Origin of the sequence: Microcella alkaliphila, from assembly GCF_002355395.1 — a bacterium.
Taxonomy (GTDB): Bacteria; Actinomycetota; Actinomycetes; order Actinomycetales; family Microbacteriaceae; genus Microcella; species Microcella alkaliphila_A.
The window spans coordinates 566,585-585,897 of the sequence record NZ_AP017315.1; the positions used below are offsets into that span (position 1 = coordinate 566,585).

General features: G+C 69.5%; 19 protein-coding genes. 15 read left to right on the forward strand and 4 right to left on the reverse strand.

The features are described from left to right. Positions 1–78: 78 nt before the first annotated feature. The gene (locus CPY97_RS02735) at positions 79–576 is read right to left on the reverse strand and encodes a hypothetical protein (protein ID WP_096420630.1); all 498 of its coding nucleotides are present in this window, start codon (positions 574–576) and stop codon (positions 79–81) included. Positions 577–592: 16 nt separating this feature from the next. After that, on the reverse strand, positions 593–859 hold the full coding sequence (locus CPY97_RS02740; protein WP_096420632.1) for a DUF4190 domain-containing protein: 267 nt from the start codon (positions 857–859) through the stop codon (positions 593–595). Between the two features lie 61 nt (positions 860–920). Here CPY97_RS02740 and CPY97_RS02745 point away from each other — a divergent pair, with 61 nt between their 5' ends. The 9 genes from CPY97_RS02745 to CPY97_RS02785 all read left to right on the forward strand — a co-directional run bounded on the left by CPY97_RS02745 (position 921) and on the right by CPY97_RS02785 (position 9,970). After that, positions 921–1,883, forward strand: a complete 963-nt coding sequence (locus tag CPY97_RS02745) for a glycerophosphodiester phosphodiesterase family protein (RefSeq protein ID WP_231924117.1) — start codon at positions 921–923, stop codon at positions 1,881–1,883. A 12-nt stretch (positions 1,884–1,895) separates the two neighbouring features. Continuing rightward, positions 1,896–4,259 carry an ATP-dependent helicase gene (locus tag CPY97_RS02750; protein WP_096420636.1) on the forward strand — a complete coding sequence of 788 codons (2,364 nt, stop codon included), beginning with the start codon at positions 1,896–1,898 and terminating at the stop codon, positions 4,257–4,259. A gap of 129 nt (positions 4,260–4,388) precedes the next feature. Next, positions 4,389–4,724 carry an STAS domain-containing protein gene (locus tag CPY97_RS02755; RefSeq protein WP_096420638.1) on the forward strand — a complete coding sequence of 112 codons (336 nt, stop codon included), beginning with the start codon at positions 4,389–4,391 and terminating at the stop codon, positions 4,722–4,724. Beyond that, complete coding sequence (locus tag CPY97_RS02760) at positions 4,717–6,333, forward strand: SpoIIE family protein phosphatase (RefSeq protein ID WP_096420640.1); 1,617 nt, start codon at positions 4,717–4,719, stop codon at positions 6,331–6,333. The genes CPY97_RS02755 and CPY97_RS02760 overlap by 8 nt, the downstream gene beginning before the upstream one ends. Positions 6,334–6,420: 87 nt before the next feature. Next, entirely contained in the window at positions 6,421–6,756 is a 336-nt protein-coding gene (locus CPY97_RS02765; protein WP_096420642.1) for an STAS domain-containing protein, read from the forward strand. After that, the gene (locus CPY97_RS02770; RefSeq protein ID WP_161494044.1) at positions 6,749–7,171 is read left to right on the forward strand and encodes an ATP-binding protein; all 423 of its coding nucleotides are present in this window, start codon (positions 6,749–6,751) and stop codon (positions 7,169–7,171) included. The genes CPY97_RS02765 and CPY97_RS02770 overlap by 8 nt, the downstream gene beginning before the upstream one ends. A gap of 168 nt (positions 7,172–7,339) precedes the next feature. After that, positions 7,340–8,503, forward strand: coding sequence for an ADP-forming succinate--CoA ligase subunit beta (gene sucC, locus CPY97_RS02775; protein ID WP_096420646.1), 1,164 nt, complete (start codon positions 7,340–7,342; stop codon positions 8,501–8,503). Positions 8,504–8,520: 17 nt separating this feature from the next. After that, the gene (sucD, locus tag CPY97_RS02780; protein ID WP_096420648.1) at positions 8,521–9,423 is read left to right on the forward strand and encodes a succinate--CoA ligase subunit alpha; all 903 of its coding nucleotides are present in this window, start codon (positions 8,521–8,523) and stop codon (positions 9,421–9,423) included. A 115-nt stretch (positions 9,424–9,538) separates the two neighbouring features. Beyond that, positions 9,539–9,970: a hypothetical protein gene (locus CPY97_RS02785; protein WP_096420650.1), complete on the forward strand. Its 432-nt coding sequence runs from the start codon at positions 9,539–9,541 to the stop codon at positions 9,968–9,970. Between the two features lie 7 nt (positions 9,971–9,977). Here the strand turns inward: CPY97_RS02785 and CPY97_RS02790 are convergent, their stop codons facing one another. Continuing rightward, entirely contained in the window at positions 9,978–10,745 is a 768-nt protein-coding gene (locus CPY97_RS02790; RefSeq protein ID WP_096423296.1) for an IclR family transcriptional regulator, read from the reverse strand. Between the two features lie 260 nt (positions 10,746–11,005). Here CPY97_RS02790 and dhaK point away from each other — a divergent pair, with 260 nt between their 5' ends. From dhaK to CPY97_RS02810, 4 genes are read left to right on the forward strand one after another with little or no spacing between them, the layout of a single operon-like run. After that, positions 11,006–12,004 (forward strand): dihydroxyacetone kinase subunit DhaK, encoded by a 999-nt coding sequence (gene dhaK / locus CPY97_RS02795; RefSeq protein WP_096420652.1) that lies wholly within the window; start codon positions 11,006–11,008, stop codon positions 12,002–12,004. Between the two features lie 41 nt (positions 12,005–12,045). Beyond that, the gene (gene dhaL / locus CPY97_RS02800) at positions 12,046–12,684 is read left to right on the forward strand and encodes a dihydroxyacetone kinase subunit DhaL (RefSeq protein ID WP_096420654.1); all 639 of its coding nucleotides are present in this window, start codon (positions 12,046–12,048) and stop codon (positions 12,682–12,684) included. Next, complete coding sequence (ptsP, locus tag CPY97_RS02805; protein ID WP_096420656.1) at positions 12,681–15,140, forward strand: phosphoenolpyruvate--protein phosphotransferase; 2,460 nt, start codon at positions 12,681–12,683, stop codon at positions 15,138–15,140. Before dhaL ends, ptsP begins: the two co-directional genes overlap by 4 nt. Before the next feature lie 30 nt (positions 15,141–15,170). Further along, positions 15,171–16,397 (forward strand): DUF6350 family protein, encoded by a 1,227-nt coding sequence (locus CPY97_RS02810; protein WP_096420658.1) that lies wholly within the window; start codon positions 15,171–15,173, stop codon positions 16,395–16,397. A gap of 205 nt (positions 16,398–16,602) precedes the next feature. On the opposite strand, the gene CPY97_RS02815 is transcribed toward CPY97_RS02810, so the two are convergent. Next, on the reverse strand, positions 16,603–16,899 hold the full coding sequence (locus tag CPY97_RS02815; RefSeq protein ID WP_096420660.1) for a hypothetical protein: 297 nt from the start codon (positions 16,897–16,899) through the stop codon (positions 16,603–16,605). A gap of 132 nt (positions 16,900–17,031) precedes the next feature. On the opposite strand from CPY97_RS02815, the gene purN reads away from it, so the two are divergent. Continuing rightward, entirely contained in the window at positions 17,032–17,628 is a 597-nt protein-coding gene (purN, locus tag CPY97_RS02820; RefSeq protein ID WP_096420662.1) for a phosphoribosylglycinamide formyltransferase, read from the forward strand. A gap of 11 nt (positions 17,629–17,639) precedes the next feature. After that, on the forward strand, positions 17,640–19,241 hold the full coding sequence (gene purH, locus CPY97_RS02825; protein WP_096420664.1) for a bifunctional phosphoribosylaminoimidazolecarboxamide formyltransferase/IMP cyclohydrolase: 1,602 nt from the start codon (positions 17,640–17,642) through the stop codon (positions 19,239–19,241). The last annotated feature ends 72 nt before the right edge of the window (positions 19,242–19,313 follow it).

Sequence of the window (19,313 nt, forward strand, 5' to 3'; positions counted from 1 at the left end):
GGGTGTCGGCCAGTCGGAGTTGTCGCCGGTCGGCCCCTCCATTCTAGGGAGGGTCGGCCGCGATTCGCCTGGTGGCGCCTATGCGTCGGCTGGATGCGCGGTGCGCGGCCGCGCGGACGGCGCACGATCGAGCGCGGCGGCCCACCACGAGCATCCGACGGTGACGACCGCGCCGAGCGCGAGAGCGGCCAGCATGCCGGGGTACTCGCGGAAGGCAACGGCGGCCACAACCCCGGCGAGCAGCACGGGACCGACGGTGATGAGGGTGATCCAGGGGCGGTGGCGGGCGAGCAGCCAGCCCAGATAGGGAATCGCGAGGGTCCAGAGGGCTTGGGGGCCCGTGAGGAGCAGCCACAGGGTGCCGAGGCTGGGGGCGACCGGTAGCAGGCGACGCCAGGCGCGGGCAGGCAGCAGGAACCAGCCGAGGGCGTGCGCGGCCGAGCCGACGGCGAGTGGCCACAGGTTGGTCGTCGACGCGGCCTGCAGGTGCACGAGGCCGCCGGCGATGAGGGTGAGGCCGATCGCGGCCCGCTCGCGGTGGGTGCCCCAGCGCAGGGGCAGGTGGTCGGCGCTCACGGCTTCGGTACCTCGGTCACGACGGGAACGGTGCGGTGAAGGCTTGGTAGACGATGGCTCCGGCGAAGATCCAGCCGGCGAGCCAGAGATAGCCGAGCCCGACGGCCGTCCAGGCGAGCGGGGCGCCGCGCTCGGCGCCGCCCGAGCGGTGGATCTGGCCGGCGGCGATGTGGCCAAAGAGGGCGGCGAACGGGCTGACGAGCAGGGCCAGGATGAACGCGACGACTGCGAGCGCGTTGGTGCGGCGGCGCGGGCGGGTGTCCGCGGGCGTCGGGTCGCTCATGCCCGCGAGGCTACCGCGTACGCTCGGTGAGGTGGCCTTCGAAACGCGCCCCGAGCATCCGATGGTGATCGCGCACCGCGGAGCGAGCGGGTACCGCCCCGAGCACACCGCCGCCGCGTACGAGCTGGCGATCGCCCTCGGCGCGGACGCGGTGGAACCCGACGTGGTGCCGACCCGCGATGGCGTACTCGTGGTGCGCCATGAGAACGAGATCGGCGGCACGACTGACGTCGCCGACCGTCCCGAGTTCGCCGACCGCCGCACGACGCGGGTCGTGGACGGGCACACGCTCACCGGCTGGTTCACGGAGGACTTCACGTGGGCCGAGCTCGCGACGCTCACCGCGCGGGAACGGCTGCCGCGCATGCGCCCGGCATCGACGCGGTTCGACGGCCGCTACCCGGTGCTGCGGCTGGAGGACGTACTGCGGATCATCGACGCCGCGCCGCGGGAGGTCGCCGTCGTGCTCGAGATCAAGCACGCAACGTACTTCGCGTCGGTCGGCATCGACATGGCGCGGCTGGTCGAGCGCGAGGTAATTCGCTGGCGCGCACGCGGGGGAACGGCCCCGCTCATTGTCGAATCGTTCGAGCAGGGGGTGCTCGACGCGTTGCGGCGTCGCGACCTGCGGGCCCGGTTCGTGTACTTGCATGAGCGGCGCGGCGCGGCCGCCGACCTCGTCGCGGCGCGAGGGCGGGCGGCGCCGAGCTGGGAATCGCAGCGCACGAACGTGGGACTCGACGCGCTCGCCGAGTCCGGGATGCACGGGCTCAGCGTCGAGACGTCCGCCCTGTCGCGCGACCTGGTCACCCGAGCGCACGCCTGCGGCCTGGACGTCTACACGTGGACCCTGCGCCCCGAGAACCGCTTCCTGCCCGAGCGGCATCGCATCGGGTCGTCGGCGTCGAGCCATGGCGACTGGCACGCGTGGTTTGCGGAGGTCGCGGCGACGGGCGTCGACGGGGTGTTCGCCGACCACCCCGACCTCCCGCGCGAGGCGTGGCGTGTCGGAGGCGCGACCTAGACTGAGGCGGTCATGACGCTGTTTCCTCCCGATGCCGAGACCGCACCCGAGCCCTGGCAGGCCGACCCGGCCGCCGATCCACTGCTTGCCGGGCTCAACGAGCGTCAGCTCGCTGCCGTGCAGTCGAGGGCCGACGCACTCTTGATCGTCGCGGGCGCCGGCTCGGGCAAGACCAGCGTGTTGACGCGGCGCATCGCCCGCCTCCTGCGTGACCGCGAGCTGTGGCCCAGCCAGATTCTCGCCATCACGTTCACGAACAAGGCCGCCGCCGAGATGCGTGAGCGGGTGGGGCATCTGATCGGCCGCGAGGCCGCGCAGGGCATGTGGATCTCGACGTTCCACTCGGCGTGCGTGCGCATCCTTCGGCGTGAGGCCCAGCAGTTCGGCATGACGCAGGCGTTCACGATTTACGACTCGGCCGACTCGCGCGCACTCATCAAGCGCATCGTGAAGGAGCTGCAGGCCGACACCCTGGGGCTCACGGTGCCCGCCGTCGCCGGCAAGATCTCGCGGCTCAAGAACGAGCTGATCGACGCCGACGCCTACGCGCGGCAGTACAACCAGAACGACCCAACCGAGGTTATGTTCCTCGAGATCTTCCGGCGCTACACCGCCGAGCTCGCTCGAGCGAACGCCCTCGACTTCGACGACCTCATCGGCCAGACGGTCTACCTGTTCCGTGCGTTCCCGCAGGTGGCGGCGCTGTACCAGCGGCGGTTCCGGCACATCCTCGTCGACGAGTACCAAGACACCAATCACGCCCAGTACGCGCTGATTCGCGAGCTCACCCGCGGCGTCAAGCCCGAGCACGTGCCCCCCGACACCCGCATTGAGACGGATGCGTCCGGCGCGATCCCGCCCGCCGCGCTCACGGTGGTCGGCGACTCCGACCAGTCGATCTACGCCTTCCGCGGTGCCGACATCCGCAACATCGTCGAGTTCGAGCGTGACTTCCCGGGCGCCGAGGTGATCCTGCTCGAGCAGAACTACCGCTCGACCCAGACGATCCTCGACGCCGCGAACGCCGTCATCGCGAACAACTTCGACCGCATCGCCAAGAACCTGTTCACGGCCGTCGGCGCCGGCGACAAGATCACCGGGTTCACGGGCTACAGCCAGCATGACGAGGCCCAGTTCGTCGCCGACGAGATCACGGCCCTGCACGACGATGGCATGCCGTACAACCAGATGGCGGTCTTCTACCGCACGAACGCCCAGACCCGAGCGCTCGAAGAGATCCTGATCCGCTCGGCGATTCCCTACCGCGTGCTGGGCGGCACGAAGTTCTACGAGCGCGCCGAGATCAAAGACGTGATGGCATACCTGATCGCGGTCGCCAACCCGGCCGACGCGCTCGCGGTGCGGCGCATCCTGAACACGCCGAAGCGGGGAATCGGCCCGGCGACAGAGACGGCACTGGCAATGCACGCCGACGAACTGGGTGGCACGCTGCGCGATGCGCTCAGCGACGCGGCGGCGCTCGGCCTTGGGCCGAAGGTGACGGGCGCGATGCTCGAGCTGGCGCGCATCCTCGATGAGGCGAGCGCGACGATCGACACCGCGCTCGTCCCCGACATCGTCACGAGCATTCTCGAGAAGACCAAGTACCTCGAGCTGTTGCGGGCGAGCCGCGACCCGCAAGACGAAGCTCGCGCCGAGAACGTCGAAGAACTGGTCGCCGTCACCCGCGAGTTTCAGAAGAACAACCCCGAGGGGCGTCTCGTCGACTTCCTCACGGAGGTGGCGCTCGTCGCGGCGGCCGACGACCTCGACGACTCGTCCGGCACCGTCTCGCTCATGACCCTGCACACCGCGAAGGGCCTCGAGTACGACGCGGTGTTCATCACCGGAGTCGAAGAGAACCTGCTGCCGCACCAGATGAGCGCCTCCGAGCCGGGAGGCCCCGCCGAAGAGCGGCGCCTGTTCTACGTCGGCATCACCCGCGCGCGCAAGAAGCTGCACCTGAGCCTCGCCATGACCCGCTCGACGTTCGGCGACACCCAGGTCGCGGCCCCCAGCCGCTACCTGCAAGAGATTCCCGCCGAGCTGATCGACTGGCGCGATTCCCCCGGCATGGGGATGCGCACCGGAAGCGGCCAGCGCCAGCTCGGCTCGTCGAAGCCCTCCTTCTCGTACGGGTCGTCGCTTCCCCCGGGCAAGCCGAAGACCGAGTGGGCCAACCGGGTCACCAACACGGTGCGCGACAACGGTGACCTGACGCTGGAGGTCGGCGACCGCATCCGGCACGACGATTTCGGCGAGGGACGCGTGACGGGCGTCACGCAGAACGGGGCGAAGTCGATCGCCGAAGTGCAGTTCGACTCTGCGGGGCGCAAGCGGCTCCTCATCAAGATCAGTCCGATTGTGAAGCTCTAGCGAGCTTCGCAAGCACTGCCTCCTGTTCGAGGCTGGTTCGCCTCGAACCCCCAGTTCTGGGTGGTTCTCCGCCCGACGTCGTCACTTCCCGACAGAATGGGGTGACCGGGGGACAGAAGGGGAAACGTCATGGACATCAGCGTCACCACCCACAGCAACGGCATCACCGAGCTCGGCGTATCGGGCCGACTCAACATGGTGACGGCGGCCCGCGTGCGCGATGCGATCCAGACCGCGGTCGATGACAATCGGGGCCGGGTCGCTGTCGACCTCTCCGGCGTCGTCTTTCTCGACTCGTCAGGACTCGGTGCGCTGATCGCGGGGCTCAAGACAGCGCGCGAGGCGGGCGGCGACGTGCGGCTGGTGCGCCCGACCGAGCAGGTTGAACTCGTTCTCGACCTCACGAACATGGGGTCGGTGCTGAAGTCGTTCGACAGCGTGGAGAGTGCCTACCCGCATGAGTGACATGGTCACTCGCACGGTGCGATTGACGGCCCCGCCCGACACCGTCGACACCGTGCACGATCTGCTTGACGCGCTGTGGCCGAGCGTGCCCGACGTGAGCGCGCGCGACCGCATGTCGCTCGACACCGCCATCATCGAATTGGCGGCGAACGTCATCCAGCACGCCAACCGCGGCAAGCCGATCACCGCAACGCTGACGGTGATCGCCTTTCCGGATCGCATCGAGGCGACGCTGAGCGACTCGGGCGAAGTTGAAGAAATCGATATCGACGGTCGCTTCATGCCCGCACCCGATGAGCTTGCCGAGTCGGGTCGCGGCATCGCCCTGATGAAGGCGCTCGTTGACACGGTGGAGCACCGCCGCGTCGACGGCTTCAACCACTGGACCCTGGTGCGCGAACGCGAGCAGGTTCGGCAGCCGGATGCGCCGCCACGACACCTTCCCTCGGTATCGATCAGCGGCATCATCGACGAGATGGCGCGCCAGCGGGCCCTCGAGGAGATGGGGATCCTCGACTCGCCCCCCGAGGACCGCTTCGACCGCGTGACGCGGCTCGCCAAGCAGTTGTTCGGTGTCGGTGGGGCGAAAATCAACCTCATCGACGGCGATCGGCAGTGGGCGAAGTCGACGGCGGGGTATGGCGACGAGGTGGTGCCGCGCGACAAGGCTGTGTGTGCCGTCACCATCGAGGATGACCGAACGCTCGTGGTTCAGGATCTGCTCGCGGATCCGCTGTTAGCTGACCGCGGGGTGTCCGGCGCAGTCGAATTCTACGCGGGCCACCCCCTGCAAGCGCCCGGGGGTGAGCGCATTGGGGCGCTGTGCGTGTACGACGGAAAGCCGCGCCAGTTCAGCGAGCGTGAGAAAGAAATGCTGCGTGACCTTGCCGACTGGGTGCAGCAGGAACTCACCGCGAGTCACGAGCTGAGTCGTGCCGCCGAGGTGCAACAGGGTCTCCTCCCTCAGTCGCTCATCAGCATGCCGGGGTGGGACATCGCGGGCATGTGCCTTCCCGCGCGCGCCGTCGGCGGCGACTTCTACGACTGGTACCCCGTCGGCGAGGGTGCCGCGATCACGCTCGCCGACACCATGGGTAAGGGAATCGGGTCGGCGATCATCGCCGCCACCGTGCGGGCCGTTCTCCGCTCAGCCGCGCGATTTGGTGACGTGGCGGGCGCTGTCGACCTGGCCGCAGCATCCCTGAATGCCGACCTCGACACGATCGGCCTGTTCGTTACGCTCTTGCACGGCCGTCTCGATATGGACTCAGGCGAATTCACCTATGTCGATGCCGGACACGGGCTCACCGTCGTCGCACGCCGTGACGGCACCATCGAGCGACTGCGCTCGCACACACCGCCGCTCGGCGTCGACCTCGAGACCGAGTGGGAATCGAACTCGGTGATCTTGAACCCCGGGGATGTTCTCGTGACCGCGAGTGACGGACTGCTCGACCTTTACGATGGCACCCTCGACGGCCTCGACAAGGTCGGAGCCCTCGCGTTGCTCGCCTCGACGTCAGCAGAAGTCACCGACGCGGTGCGGGCTCGTGCCCGGGGGGTGGCCCCCGACGACGTGACAGTGGTGGTGGTCCGCCGTGACGGCTGACGCACCTGCCGCTCGCATGAGTGTCCTCGTGCACGCGGTGCGGTACCGCGGGTACCGTGCAGACGAGGAGTCGGAAGGGACTGTTGCGTGAAGATTGACGTGGTCGACGGGCCGGGAGGCGTCGTCGTTCTGAAGCCGGAGGGCCGCCTGAACATGGTTGCCGCTCCCGCGGTTCGTGAGGCGGTTTCCTCCATCGTGGACAGTGGGCGCTCGAAGGTCGCCGTCGACCTCTCGGGTGTCGAGTTCATCGACTCGTCCGGCCTGGGCGCGCTGATCAGTGGGTTGAAGACGACCCGTCAGGCAGGGGGAGACCTGCGCATCGCCGGCGCGAACGACCAGGTGAAGCTCATGCTGTCGCTGACCAACCTTGAGCGGGTGCTCACCCCGTACGACACCGTCGAGAATGCGTACGGTGATGCCTGAGCCGTTGCGGCGAACGGTGCGGCTGACAACGCCGCCGGGCGACGTGAACACGGTGCATGACTTTCTTGTCGAGCTGTGGCCCGACGTCGATACGGTCTCGAATGTTGACCGCATCAGCATTGAAACGGCGCTCATTGAGCTTGCCGCGAACGTCATGCAACACGCCGATAGCGACGGGTCCGGCTTGACGTGCGAGTTCACGGTCGTCGTGAGCGACGACGCGATCGACATGGTGGTGCGCGACACCGGTGAGCCGGGAGAGATCCGGCTCGTCGGTGCCGAAATGCCTGAGCTTGAGGCCGAGTCCGGTCGCGGCCTCGCCCTGATCTCGGCGCTGGTCGACGTGGTCGCCTACTCGCAAGAAGACGGGCACAACATCTGGCGGCTGCGCCGGACGCGCACGACAGGCGCCTAATGTCGGGATGCTCGCGGCGAGCATCCCGATGAATGGTCGCGCGGACAATTCCCTCCGCGAACAGGAGTACCCTTGCAGAGGCCGATTTGTCTCGACATCGAGAAATCTCGGGGCATGGTTGACGGCCGCTGACCCCTGTCACTCGCACGCGGATGGGATGAAAAAAGCGTGGATCTTTTCGAGTATCAAGCCCGCGACATGTTCGAGAAGCACGGAGTTCCCGTGCTGCCCGGCATCGTCGCCGACACCCCGGCGGAGGTGCGCGCCGCTGCTGAGAAGCTCGGCGGCGTGACCGTCGTCAAAGCTCAGGTCAAGACCGGAGGTCGCGGCAAGGCCGGAGGCGTCAAGGTCGCGAAGACCTCCGATGACGCGGAAGCGGCGGGCGAGGCCATCCTCGGCCTCGACATCAAGGGCCACACCGTCCACCGCGTCATGGTTGCCGCCGGTGCCGACATCGCCGAGGAGTTCTACTTCTCGGTGCTGCTCGACCGCGCCAACCGCTCGTACCTCGCGCTCTGCAGCTACGAGGGCGGCATGGAGATCGAGCAGCTCGCGGAGGAGCGCCCCGAGGCGCTCGCCCGCGTCGAGGTTGACCCGATCGCCGGCATTGACCTTGAGAAGGCCCGCGAGATCGCGCGCGCGGCGAACTTCCCCGACGAGCTGATCGAGAAGGTCGCCCCGGTCTTCGTCACCCTCTATGAGGTGTTCGACAAGGAAGACACGACCCTCGTCGAGGTGAACCCGCTCGTGCTCACCGGCGGCGGCGACATCATTGCCCTCGACGGCAAGGTGACGCTCGACGAGAACGCGGCGTTCCGTCAGCCGCACCACGCCGAGCTTGAAGACGCGGCCGCGACTGACCCGCTCGAGGCGAAGGCGAAGGAGCACGACCTCAACTACGTGAAGCTCGACGGGGAGGTCGGCGTTATCGGCAACGGTGCGGGCCTCGTCATGTCGACGCTCGACGTCGTCGCCTACGCCGGAGAGAACCACGGCGGGGTGAAGCCCGCCAACTTCCTCGACATCGGTGGTGGCGCCTCGGCCGAGGTCATGGCCGCTGGTCTCGACGTGATCCTCGGCGACCCGCAGGTCAAGAGCGTGTTCGTGAACGTCTTCGGCGGCATCACCGCGTGTGACGCGGTCGCCAACGGCATCGTCAAGGCCCTCGAAATTCTCGGCGACACCGCGACGAAGCCGCTCGTTGTGCGTCTCGACGGCAACAACGTCGACGAGGGTCGTCGTATCCTCGCGGACGCCAACCACCCGCTCGTGACGATCGCGAGCTCCATGGACGAGGGGGCCTCCACGGCCGCCGAGCTGGCTGCGAAGTAAGGACGGAGAGAAGAGATATGTCGATCTTCCTCAACAAGGATTCGAAGGTCATCGTCCAGGGCATCACCGGCGGCGAAGGCACCAAGCACACGGCCCTCATGCTGAAGGCCGGAACCCAGGTCGTCGGCGGTGTCAACGCCCGCAAGGCCGGCACCACCGTCGCGCACACGGCGAAGGACGGCAGTTCCGTCGAGCTGCCTGTGTTCGGCTCCGTCGCCGAGGCGATGGAGGCCACCGGCGCCGACGTGTCGATCGCGTTCGTGCCTCCGGCGTTCGCGAAAGACGCCGCGATCGAGGCGATCGAGGCGAAGATTCCGCTGCTCGTGATCATCACCGAGGGCATTCCGGTGCAGGACTCGGCTGACCTGTGGGCGACCGCCAAGGCGCACGGAAACACGACCCGCATCATCGGCCCGAACTGCCCCGGCATCATCACGCCGGACGAGTCGCTCGTCGGCATCACTCCGGCGACGATCACCGGCAAGGGCCCGATCGGCCTCGTGTCAAAGTCGGGCACCCTGACCTACCAGATGATGTACGAGCTGCGCGACATCGGCTTCTCGACCGCCATCGGCATCGGCGGTGACCCCATCATCGGCACCACGCACATCGACGCGCTCGCCGCGTTCGAGGCTGACCCCGAGACGAAGGCGATCGTCATGATCGGCGAGATCGGGGGCGACGCCGAGGAGCGTGCCGCCGACTTCATCAAGGCGAACGTGACGAAGCCGGTCGTCGGCTACGTCGCCGGCTTCACCGCCCCCGAGGGCAAGACGATGGGCCACGCCGGCGCCATCGTCTCCGGCTCGGCGGGCACCGCCCAGGCGAAGAAGGAGGCCCTCGAGGCCGCCGGAGTCAAGGTTGGCAAGACGCCGAGTGAGACGGCCGCCCTCATGCGCGAGATCATTCAGGGGCTGTAGACCAGCATCCCGAATTCGACGGCCCCGGCTGCGCAGTGCGCGCCGGGGCCGTCGGCGTTCGTGGTGTCATCAGATCGTGACCCTCTCGAGCGAGGGGGGCGCGCATACTGAGGGAATGACGGATCGGTGGATGCGCGGGGGCGCGACGGGTGCATCCGTTGCGCTTGCGGTGACGCTCGTTTTCACGCTGTCTGCATGCGCTCCTCCGCGGGCACTCGAATCCGAGTCTGGTTTGCTCATCCCTGTCGCGGGCGAGGACAACGGCATGGAGGCGCTGCTCACCGGCGTCCTCATCAGAACGGCCGAGGGGTGTCTGGCGGTGGCAGAGCCGGAGTCCGCGCTTGACTATCGAGTGGTCGCTCCGCCCGCAACGCGGCTGCTCGCTGACGACGTGATCGACATGCCGGAGTACGGCGAACTCCGGCTCGGCGACGAGGTCGCCTTCGGCGGGGGATGGCAGAGTCCCGACTCGGAGGCGCTCGCCGCCGACATCCCCGAGGCCTGCGTTGCAGGCGACGAGATCTTCTTCATCAACGCTCAGAGCTGACCCCGGGTCAGTCGTCGCGCGGCATCACCTTCGGCGGCCACTCGGTGTAGCCGAGCTCGCGCGAGATGTTGCGCGCGGTCTCGCGCAGGTCGTTGAGGACGCCGGCCTCCGGCGGCCACTCGCTCGAGGGCATCACGACCGACACCGCGGCGATGACGGCGCCGCTGCGGTCAGCGACGGGAACGGCAACGGACGATTCGCCGAGCACCGCCTCGTCCTCCTCCATGGCGAGGGCCCGCTCCGCGACGCCGGCGAGCTGCAGGCGAAGCGTCGCCGGGTCGGTCACGGTGTCGCCCGTGAGGCTGCGCAGCGGCTTCGCGAGCAGCTCGTCGGCGGCGCACGGGTGGTACGCGAGCAACACCTTGCCCAGCGCCGACGCGTGCGCGGGAATCGTGATGCCGGTCTCCAGCATCTGCTGGCTGCCGTCGGGGCGACGGTTGTGGTGAATGATGATGACCTCGTCGAACAGCTCAGCCCCCAGCCGTGTCGAGAGGCCAGTACGGCGCGCCAACTCGCGCGTCCAGCGCATGGCGCGCGCCCGCACGTCGAGGGTGTCGAGGTAGACGTTCGAGAGCTTCAGTAGCGCCGGGCCGAGCATGTAGCGCTGGCTACCGGGTTCTTTCGCCACGAGTCCGTGAGCCTGCAGCGACTTGACAATGCCGTGCACGGTCGATGGGGGGAGTTCGAGGATGCCGGCGAGCTCGGTGATGCCGAGGTGGCGGGCGCCCTGCAGCGAGGCGAGAATCCTCGCCGCGCGGTCGATTGCTTGAATCACGCGAACCCCTTCGGTCACCTCGCCCATTATGCGGTCGGATCGGCGAGCGCGTCCGCACGACGACGGGCTAACGGGTCCTTGACAGCACGTGAACTCTCAGAGCATATTCGACATTGTCGAATACCGTTCCAGAAATACCGCCGAGACATGAGGCGCCGGTGCCTCGACCATCCCGGTGGCGGACGCGCTCTAGCGGTTCCTGAGCAACCCGACAACACTGGTCTCACCGAGACCCTCGCGAAGAAGGATGGATAGGTTCAATGAAGAAACTCATCAACTCCCCCGAGTCGGTTCTGGCGGACGCGCTGCGCGGCATCGAAGCCGCGCATCCCGATCAGCGCGTTGACCATGAGAATCGCGTGATCTACCGCGCCACCCCGAAGGAGCACGGCACCGTCGCGCTCGTGAGTGGCGGCGGTTCCGGCCACGAGCCGTTGCACGGCGGCTTCGTCGGCTTCGGCATGCTCGACGCCGCGTGCGCCGGAGAGGTGTTCACCTCGCCGACGCCCGACCAGATGCAGGCCGCCACGAAAGAGGTCGACCGCGGAGCCGGCGTCCTGCACATCGTGAAGAACTACACCGGCGACGTCATGAACTTCGAGATGGCCGCCGAACTCGCCGCGATGGAGGCGAGCGTCGACGTGAAGACGGTCGTCGTCAACGACGACGTCGCCGTCCAAGACTCGCTGTACACGGCGGGTCGGCGCGGCGTCGGCCTCACGGTGCTGCTCGAAAAGATCGTCGGAGCGGCCGCCGAGCAGGGTCGCAGCCTCGACGAGGTCGTCGCGCTCGCCGAAAAGGTGAACGGCGACGGCCGCTCGATGGGTATGGCCCTGACCAGCTGCACCGTCCCCGCAGCCGGCAAGCCGACGTTCGACCTCCCCGACGACCAGATGGAGATCGGCATCGGCATTCACGGCGAACCCGGTCGTCACCGCGTTCCGCTCGCCGATGCCTCGCACGTGGCCGAGCAGCTGGTTGAGCCGATCCTCGCCGACCTCGACTTTGGTGGCGCGCCCACCATCGTCATGCTCAACGGCATGGGCGGCACCCCGCTGATCGAGTTGTACCTCATGTATGGCGAGGTGGCGCGCATCCTCGAGAAGCACGGCATCACGATTGCCCGCAACCTGGTGGGCAACTACATCACGTCGCTCGACATGGCGGGATGCTCGGTGACCGTTCTGCGCGCCGACGACGAGATCGTCTCGCTCTGGGACGCGCCCGTCGAGACGCCGGGCCTGCGCTGGGGTCGCTGAGCCGCCGCGCAATTCACCACTGATCCGGACCGGAGGACACCATGAGCACCACCATCAGCATCGACGGATTCACCGCGTGGCTGGATGCGTTCCGCACCCGCGTCACCGAGAACAAGGCCTATCTCACTGAGTTGGATTCCGCGATCGGGGACGCCGATCACGGGTCGAACATGGCCCGAGGAATGGCCGCCGTGATGGACAAGGTGGGCGCGGCGGCGCCCAGCACGGCCGACGAGCTGTTCAAGACCGTCGGCATGACGCTTGTCACGTCGGTCGGTGGTGCGAGCGGGCCGCTGTACGGCACGTTCTTCCTGCGGTTCGGTATGACCGCCGGTTCAGTCTCGGAGTGCGACGGCGCCGCGTTGGCCGCCGCACTCCGAGCCGGGCTGGACGGCGTGGTCGCCCGCGGCAAGGCCGAGGCGAACGACAAGACCATGTTCGACGCGATGGCGCCCGCCATCGATGCACTCGACTCTGCTCTGGCATCCGGCGCCTCGCTCGCGGACGCCGTCGCGGCGGCTCGGGACGCAGCGGCCGCCGGCCGTGACGCGACCGAGCCTCTCGTGGCGCGCAAGGGCCGCGCGAGCTACCTCGGCGACCGCAGCGCCGGTCACCTCGACCCGGGCGCCACCTCGACGGCGATGCTGTTCGACGCCCTCGCGGAGGTCATCGCCGCATGAGCTCCGTCGGTGTCGTCGCCGTTTCGCACAGTCCGGCCCTCGCGGAGGCGGCGATTGCCCTCGCCCTCGAAATGACGGCGACGGGCGCCCCGGCCGTCATCGCTGCGGCGGGCACGGCAGACGGCAACATCGGCACCGACGCTGCGCGCATCGCTGAGGCGATCGCCGAAGCCGACTCGGGCGACGGTGTCGCCGTGATCATGGATCTCGGCTCGGCCATCATGAGCGCGGAGCTCGCGCTCGAGTTTGTCGACCCTGACCTCGCCGAGCGCACCCGGCTCGTCGCCGCGCCCTTCGTCGAGGGCCTCCTCGCGGCCGTCGTTCGCGCGGCGGGGGGAGCCTCGCTCGCCGAAGTCGCGCAAGAAGCATCGGGGGCCCTGCGCCCCAAAACCGACCACCTGCAGTCGCCGACGCCCGATCAGGATGCTGCGGGCGCGGCGTCGGCGGCCGACGAACCCCCTGCGCCCTCCGACGCGTCGTCGGCCACCGCGACCGTGCGCAATGTCGCTGGTCTGCACGCCCGCCCCGCTGCGGTCATCGCCGGGGCGGTCCAGAGCTTCGACGCCGAGGTGATGCTACAACGCGAGGACCAGGCTCAGCGCCCACCCGTCTCGGCGGCGAGCCCCATCGGCATCGCCACGTTGGCGGCGGGACCGGGCACGGTGGTGCTCATCAGGGCGACCGGACCGCAGGCGGCCGAGGCCGTCGAGCACGTTCGCGCGCTCATCGAGGAGGGCTTCGGTGAGGAGCTCGCCGAGGGGCAAGCGCCCACCGGCGCCGCCGCACCGACGCCGGCGCGCGTCGACCCCACCCCCACCGGTCCGATCGGGGTGAGCTCCGGCCGCGTCGTCGGTCCCGCCGTCGTGCTGCGCCGCACGGTCCGCGAGCCGTCCGCCAGCGATCGTGTGCCGGAGGACGCGCGCGACGGGGCCGTGTCTCTGCTGCGCGAGGCGAGCATCCGCGTGGCCGAGCGGTACCGCGAGCGTGCTGCGAGCGTGACCGGTCAGCGGCGCACCGTTCTCGAGGCGACCGCCGACATGGCGACCGACCCGACGCTCGTCGGAGGCGCCGAGGCGCTGATTCGCGACGGCGGGCTCACCCCCACCCGCGCGGCATGGCAGGTCTGTGCCGAGCTCGCCGAGCAGTATCGCGCGGCGGGCGGACTCATCGCCGAGCGCGCGACCGACCTGCTGGATGTGCGCAACAGGCTCATCGCCGAGTTGCGCGGGGAGGAGCCGCCGGGGGTTCCCGACCGGCGCGAGCCGTTCATCCTGGTGGCCGACGACCTGGCGCCCGCCGACACGGTCGCGCTCGACCCGGCCGTGTGCCTCGCGCTCATCACCGAACAGGGTGGCCCGACCTCGCACACGGCGATCATCGCCCGCGAATTGGGGCTCCCCGCCGTGGTCGGCTACCCCGAGGCCACAAGCATCGTCGACGGCGAACTGCTGCTCGTCGACGGAGACACGGGGGAGGTCGTCGTGCGCCCCGACCAAGCGTCGCAGGCGACCGCGACCGGTGTGATCACTCTGCCGCCGTTCGAGGGCCCCGGCCAGACGCGCGACGGCCTCCGGGTGCTGCTCGGGGCGAACGTCGGCGCGCCTCGCGACGTGGCGCGCGCCGTCGAGCGGGGCGCCGAAGGAGTCGGGCTGTTCCGCACCGAGTTCTGCTTCCTCGACCGCGACACCGAGCCGAGCATTGACGAGCAGGTGGAGGCCTACCGCGAGGTGTTCGACGGCTTCGCCGGTCAGCGGGTCGTCGTGCGCACCCTCGACGCCGGAAGCGACAAGCCACTGCCGTTCCTCACGAACGACGACGAGCCGAACCCTGCTCTCGGCGTGCGGGGCCTGCGAACCGCCCGGCGACACCCCGACGTGCTCGAGCGGCAGGTGCAGGCCATCGCACGCGCCGCGGAGGGCGCGACCGCCGACGTGTGGGTCATGGCGCCCATGGTGGCGACGGCCGCCGAGGCCCGCGACTTCGTGACGCTCGCCCGCGGTGCCGGCCTCGCCACCATCGGCGTGATGATCGAAACCCCCGCCGCGGGGCTCACCGCCGTCGAGGTCATGCGCGAGGTCGACTTCGTCAGCCTCGGCACGAACGACCTCGCCCAGTACACGATGGCCGCCGACCGTCAGTCGGGCGACCTCGCCGATCTGGCGAACCCGTGGCAGCCCGCGCTCTTGCGCCTCATCGGCATGATCGGCCAGGCGAGCCGCGACACCTCCGGCACGCCCGTCGGCGTGTGCGGCGAGGCGGCGGCCGACCCCGACCTGGCGTGTGTGCTTGTCGGTCTCGGCGTGACGAGCCTCTCGATGGCGGCCCGCGCCATCACGCGGGTGGGTGCCCGACTGGGAGACGTCGATCTCGCCGCGTGTCGTCGCGCGGCCGAGGCCGCCATCGGCGCCGCTGACCCGGCCGAGGCGAAGGCCGCGGCGCGCGCCGCCCTCGGGTAGGGCTCGCGCGCCCGTAGGCTCGCGGGCGACATGACCCGCCGCGCGACCGCCTTCTTCTCCGCCCTCGAGGCGCTGCTCGTCGTCGCCGCCGGCGCGGGCGTGCCGCTCACCGTGCTCACCGTGATGTGGGCCGTGCAGTTCGAGTTCCAGGTCGACCTCATCGACCTCTGGAAGGCCGGCGCCATCATCTGGATGCTCGGCCACGGCGTCGCCGTCACCATTCGGCTCGATGCAGAAACGGTCGCGCAGCTGCAGATCGACGGCGCCGGCGACCCGTTCACCATCACCCTCGCGCTTACCGGATTTCTGCTGATCACCGCCCTCTTGGGCGTGCGGCTCGGACGACGCCTGCGCGAGCACCCCCACCGGATCATCGGCGAAGTGGTGGCGGTGACCGGGGTGGTGGGGCTCTCGGCCCTCATCCAGTGGCTCGTCGCGAACCCGGGGGCCACCCCCGACCCGGTGCAGGCGACGCTGTTCCCCGGCCTCGTCTACGGGCTGGGGCTCGCCATCGGCTCGATCGGGGCGACCAACCCGGCGCGCGTGCGGTTGCGCAAGGAGTGGGCGCGCATCCCGGCCAGCGTTCGGGGCGTCGCCGAGGTTGTCGTGCGTGCCGGTGTCGCGAGCGTCGCGACCGTGGTCGCCGCGGGCGCCCTCGTGACGACGATCACGCTGTTCGTCGGCTTCACCGACGTGATCGCCCTCTACCAGGGTGTGCAGTCGGGCGTGCTCGGCGGCATCGCCCTCACCCTCGCCCAGCTCGCCCTGCTGCCGAGCATCGTGATCTGGACGACCAGCTACCTCGCCGGCCCCGGCTTCGCGCTGGGCGTCGGCTCGTCGGTCAGCCCACTCGGGGTGAGCCTCGGGCCCGTGCCCGCGATCCCGGTGCTCGGCGCGCTGCCCGCACCCGACTTCGCCCCCGGCTTCCTCGTGCTGCTCGTTCCCGTGATTGCGTCGTTCGTCGCGGGCGTCATGCTGCGCGAGCGCCTGCTCGATGTGCTCGGCCCCGACCGCCGCCCCGAGGGGTGGGCGGCGCTCGCGGGAGTGCTCGCCGGCGTCGTGGCGGGCGCCGTCATGGCCGCGCTCGCCTTTCTCGCGTCGGGGGCCGCCGGCCCCGGCCGTCTCGCCGTCGTTGGCCCCGACCCCGTGGAGGTCGGCCTCTGGATGCTCGTCATCGCCGCCATCACGATCCCGCTCGGCCTGCTCGCCGGGGGAGCGAAGCAGGTGGTGGCCGAGAGGCTCACCGCCAGCCGCTAGCGACAATTGCTTCAGATCTGAGGATGCTCTAACCTCTGAATTGAGGGAGTATCACTCTAGTGATCGGAGCCCAATGATGTCCTTCGTGTTTCGGTGTTGGGCAATCGTGGTGTTCTGCTGTTTTGCTGTCCCCCTGTTTGCCGGTTGCTCGCCCAACACATCTAGCGAAACACCCCCTGGCGCAGGCGATTCTCCAGGAAGGGAATCACCAGACTCGGCGGCACGGGAGGAGTGCGCCATCGTCGCCCCCGCGGAACTTCCGAGTGGCGCGCCCGTGGGCGATCCACGCCCCGTTGAGGGGGACGAAGCGGACAGCGGCGATCGGGTCCAGTGGGGTGAGGGCCTGGATCGGGTTGTTCAAGCTGTCGGCGCCGATGCCCGCACTGCGGCAGGGGAAGGCAATGATGACGTCGACAACTGGCCCGAATCGGCAGTCGTCCGAGTGGATGGAGCTCCCCGACTCGTTATGCCAGTAGGCGATCCTGGCGAGATACAGATCCACGTGATCATCGAAAACTGCTACTACCTACACTGGGTTGGCCCGGGCCTCACGATTGAGGAAGCCCGAGACTATGCCGCACGGCTATAGCTGTGGTGGCCGAGAGGCTCACCGCCAGCCGCTAGCGTTAAGGGCGTGCTGCGGGTCGTCGTTCTGATCTCGGGCGGCGGGTCGAACCTCGCCGCGCTGCTTGACGAATGCGACGCTCCCGACTTCCCGGCTGAGATTGTCGCCGTCGGCGCCGACCGCGAGGCGGGCGGGCTCGAACACGCTCGACGGCGCGGAATTCCGGCGTTCGTCGTTCCGTTCTCCGAGCATCCCGATCGCGAGAGCTGGGGCGATGCCCTCGTTGCCGCCGTCGCCGCGCACGAGCCCGACCTCGTCGTGCTGTCCGGGCTCATGCGCCTGCTGCCGCCGCGGGCCGTCGCTGCCTTCGCCCCGCGGCTGATCAACACGCACCCCGCGTACCTCCCCGAGTTTCCCGGAGCGCACGGCGTGCGCGACGCGCTCGCCGCCGGCGTCACCGAGACGGGCGCGAGCGTGATCGTCGTCGACACGGGTGTCGACACGGGCGCCATCCTCGCTCAAGAACGGGTGCCCGTGCTGCCCGGCGACGACGAGGCGACCCTGCACGACCGCATCAAGCCCGTCGAGCGGCGCCTGCTCGCCGATGTCGTGCGCGGCGTCGCCGACGGCACCATCGACCTCACCAGCCCTCGTTCATCCGCCTAAGAAGGAGCCCCGTGGCCGCCCCCACTCCCAACGCTGCCGACTACCGCCCCCGCGACGCCGTGGCCGTGCGCCGCGCCCTCATCTCGGTGAGCGACAAGACCGGGCTGGTCGAGCTGGCCGCCGACCTCGTCGAGCAGGGCGTCGAGCTCGTCTCGACCGGGTCGACCGCCGCCACGATCGCCGCCGCGGGCCACCCGGTCACGGAAGTGTCCAAGGTCACCGGGTTTCCCGAGTCGCTCGACGGCCGCGTGAAGACCCTGCACCCCGCCGTGCACGCCGGGCTGCTCGCCGACCTGCGCCTCGAGCGGCACGAGCGGCAGCTCGCCGAGCTCGGCTTCGCGCCCTTCGAGCTGGTCGTCGTCAACCTCTACCCGTTCGTCGAGACCGTCGCCTCGGGGGCCGAGCCGCTCGCGGTCGTCGAGCAGATCGACATCGGCGGCCCCGCCATGGTGCGCGCGTCGGCGAAGAACCACCCGAACGTCGCGATCGTCGTCGACCCGGCCGACTACGCCCCGGTTCTGGATGCTGTGCGCACCGGCGGCACGGACCTCGCCTTCCGCACACGCCTCGCCGCGAAGGCCTTCGCGCACACCGCCGCGTACGACGCGGCGGTCGCGAGCTACCTGGCGGAGCGGGTCGCGGAGCAGGACGCGGACGGCGCGAGCGGGACTGCGGGGCTGCCCGCGAGCATCCGCATCGCCGTGGACAAGGCCGCCGACCTGCGGTACGGCGAGAACAGCCACCAGGCGGCGGCGTTGTACCCGGTCGTCGGCAGCGCCGGCATCGCCCAGGCGACGCAGCTCGGCGGCAAAGAAATGTCGTACAACAACTACGTCGACGCCGACGCCGCCCTGCGCGCCGCGTTCGACCACGATGAGCCAGCAGTGGCGATCATCAAGCACGCGAACCCGTGCGGCATCGCCGTCGGCGAGACGATCGCCGCCGCGCACGCGGCCGCCCACGCCTGCGACCCCGTGTCGGCGTTTGGCGGCGTGATCGCCGCGAACCGTATCGTCACCCGCGCGGCCGCCGAGTCGATCGCGCCGATCTTCACCGAGGTCGTCGTCGCGCCCGGCTTCGAGCCCGGCGCCCTCGAGGTGCTGCAGGCGAAGAAGAACCTGCGGCTGCTGCAGTTGCCCGCGAGCTTCGCGCCCGAGGCGCTCGAGCTGCGCCAACTGTCCGGCGGCTTCCTCGCCCAGCGCCCCGACCGTCACTTCGCCGACGCCGCCTCCTGGCAGCTCGTCTCGGGCGAGGCGGCCGACGAGGCGACGCTCGCCGACCTGGCCTTCGCCTGGCGGGCCTGCCGCGCCGTGAAGTCGAACGCGATCCTGCTCGCCGCGGGCGGCGCCTCAGTCGGCGTCGGCATGGGTCAGGTCAACCGCGTCGACTCGTGCCACCTCGCCGTGACGCGCGCGGGGGAGCGGGCCCGCGGCTCGGTCGCCGCCTCCGACGCGTTCTTCCCCTTCGCCGACGGCCTGCAGGTGCTGATCGACGCGGGCGTGCGCGCCGTCGTGCAGCCCGGAGGGTCAGTGCGCGACGAGGAGGTCATCGACGTGGCCCAGGCGGCCGGCGTGACGATGTACCTCACGGGCGAGCGCCACTTCTTCCACTGATCCCGCGCATCCCGGTCACCGGTTCTCAGCCTGTTTCGGCGCGCCGGGAATTGTGGCTGGCGCCCGCGAAGT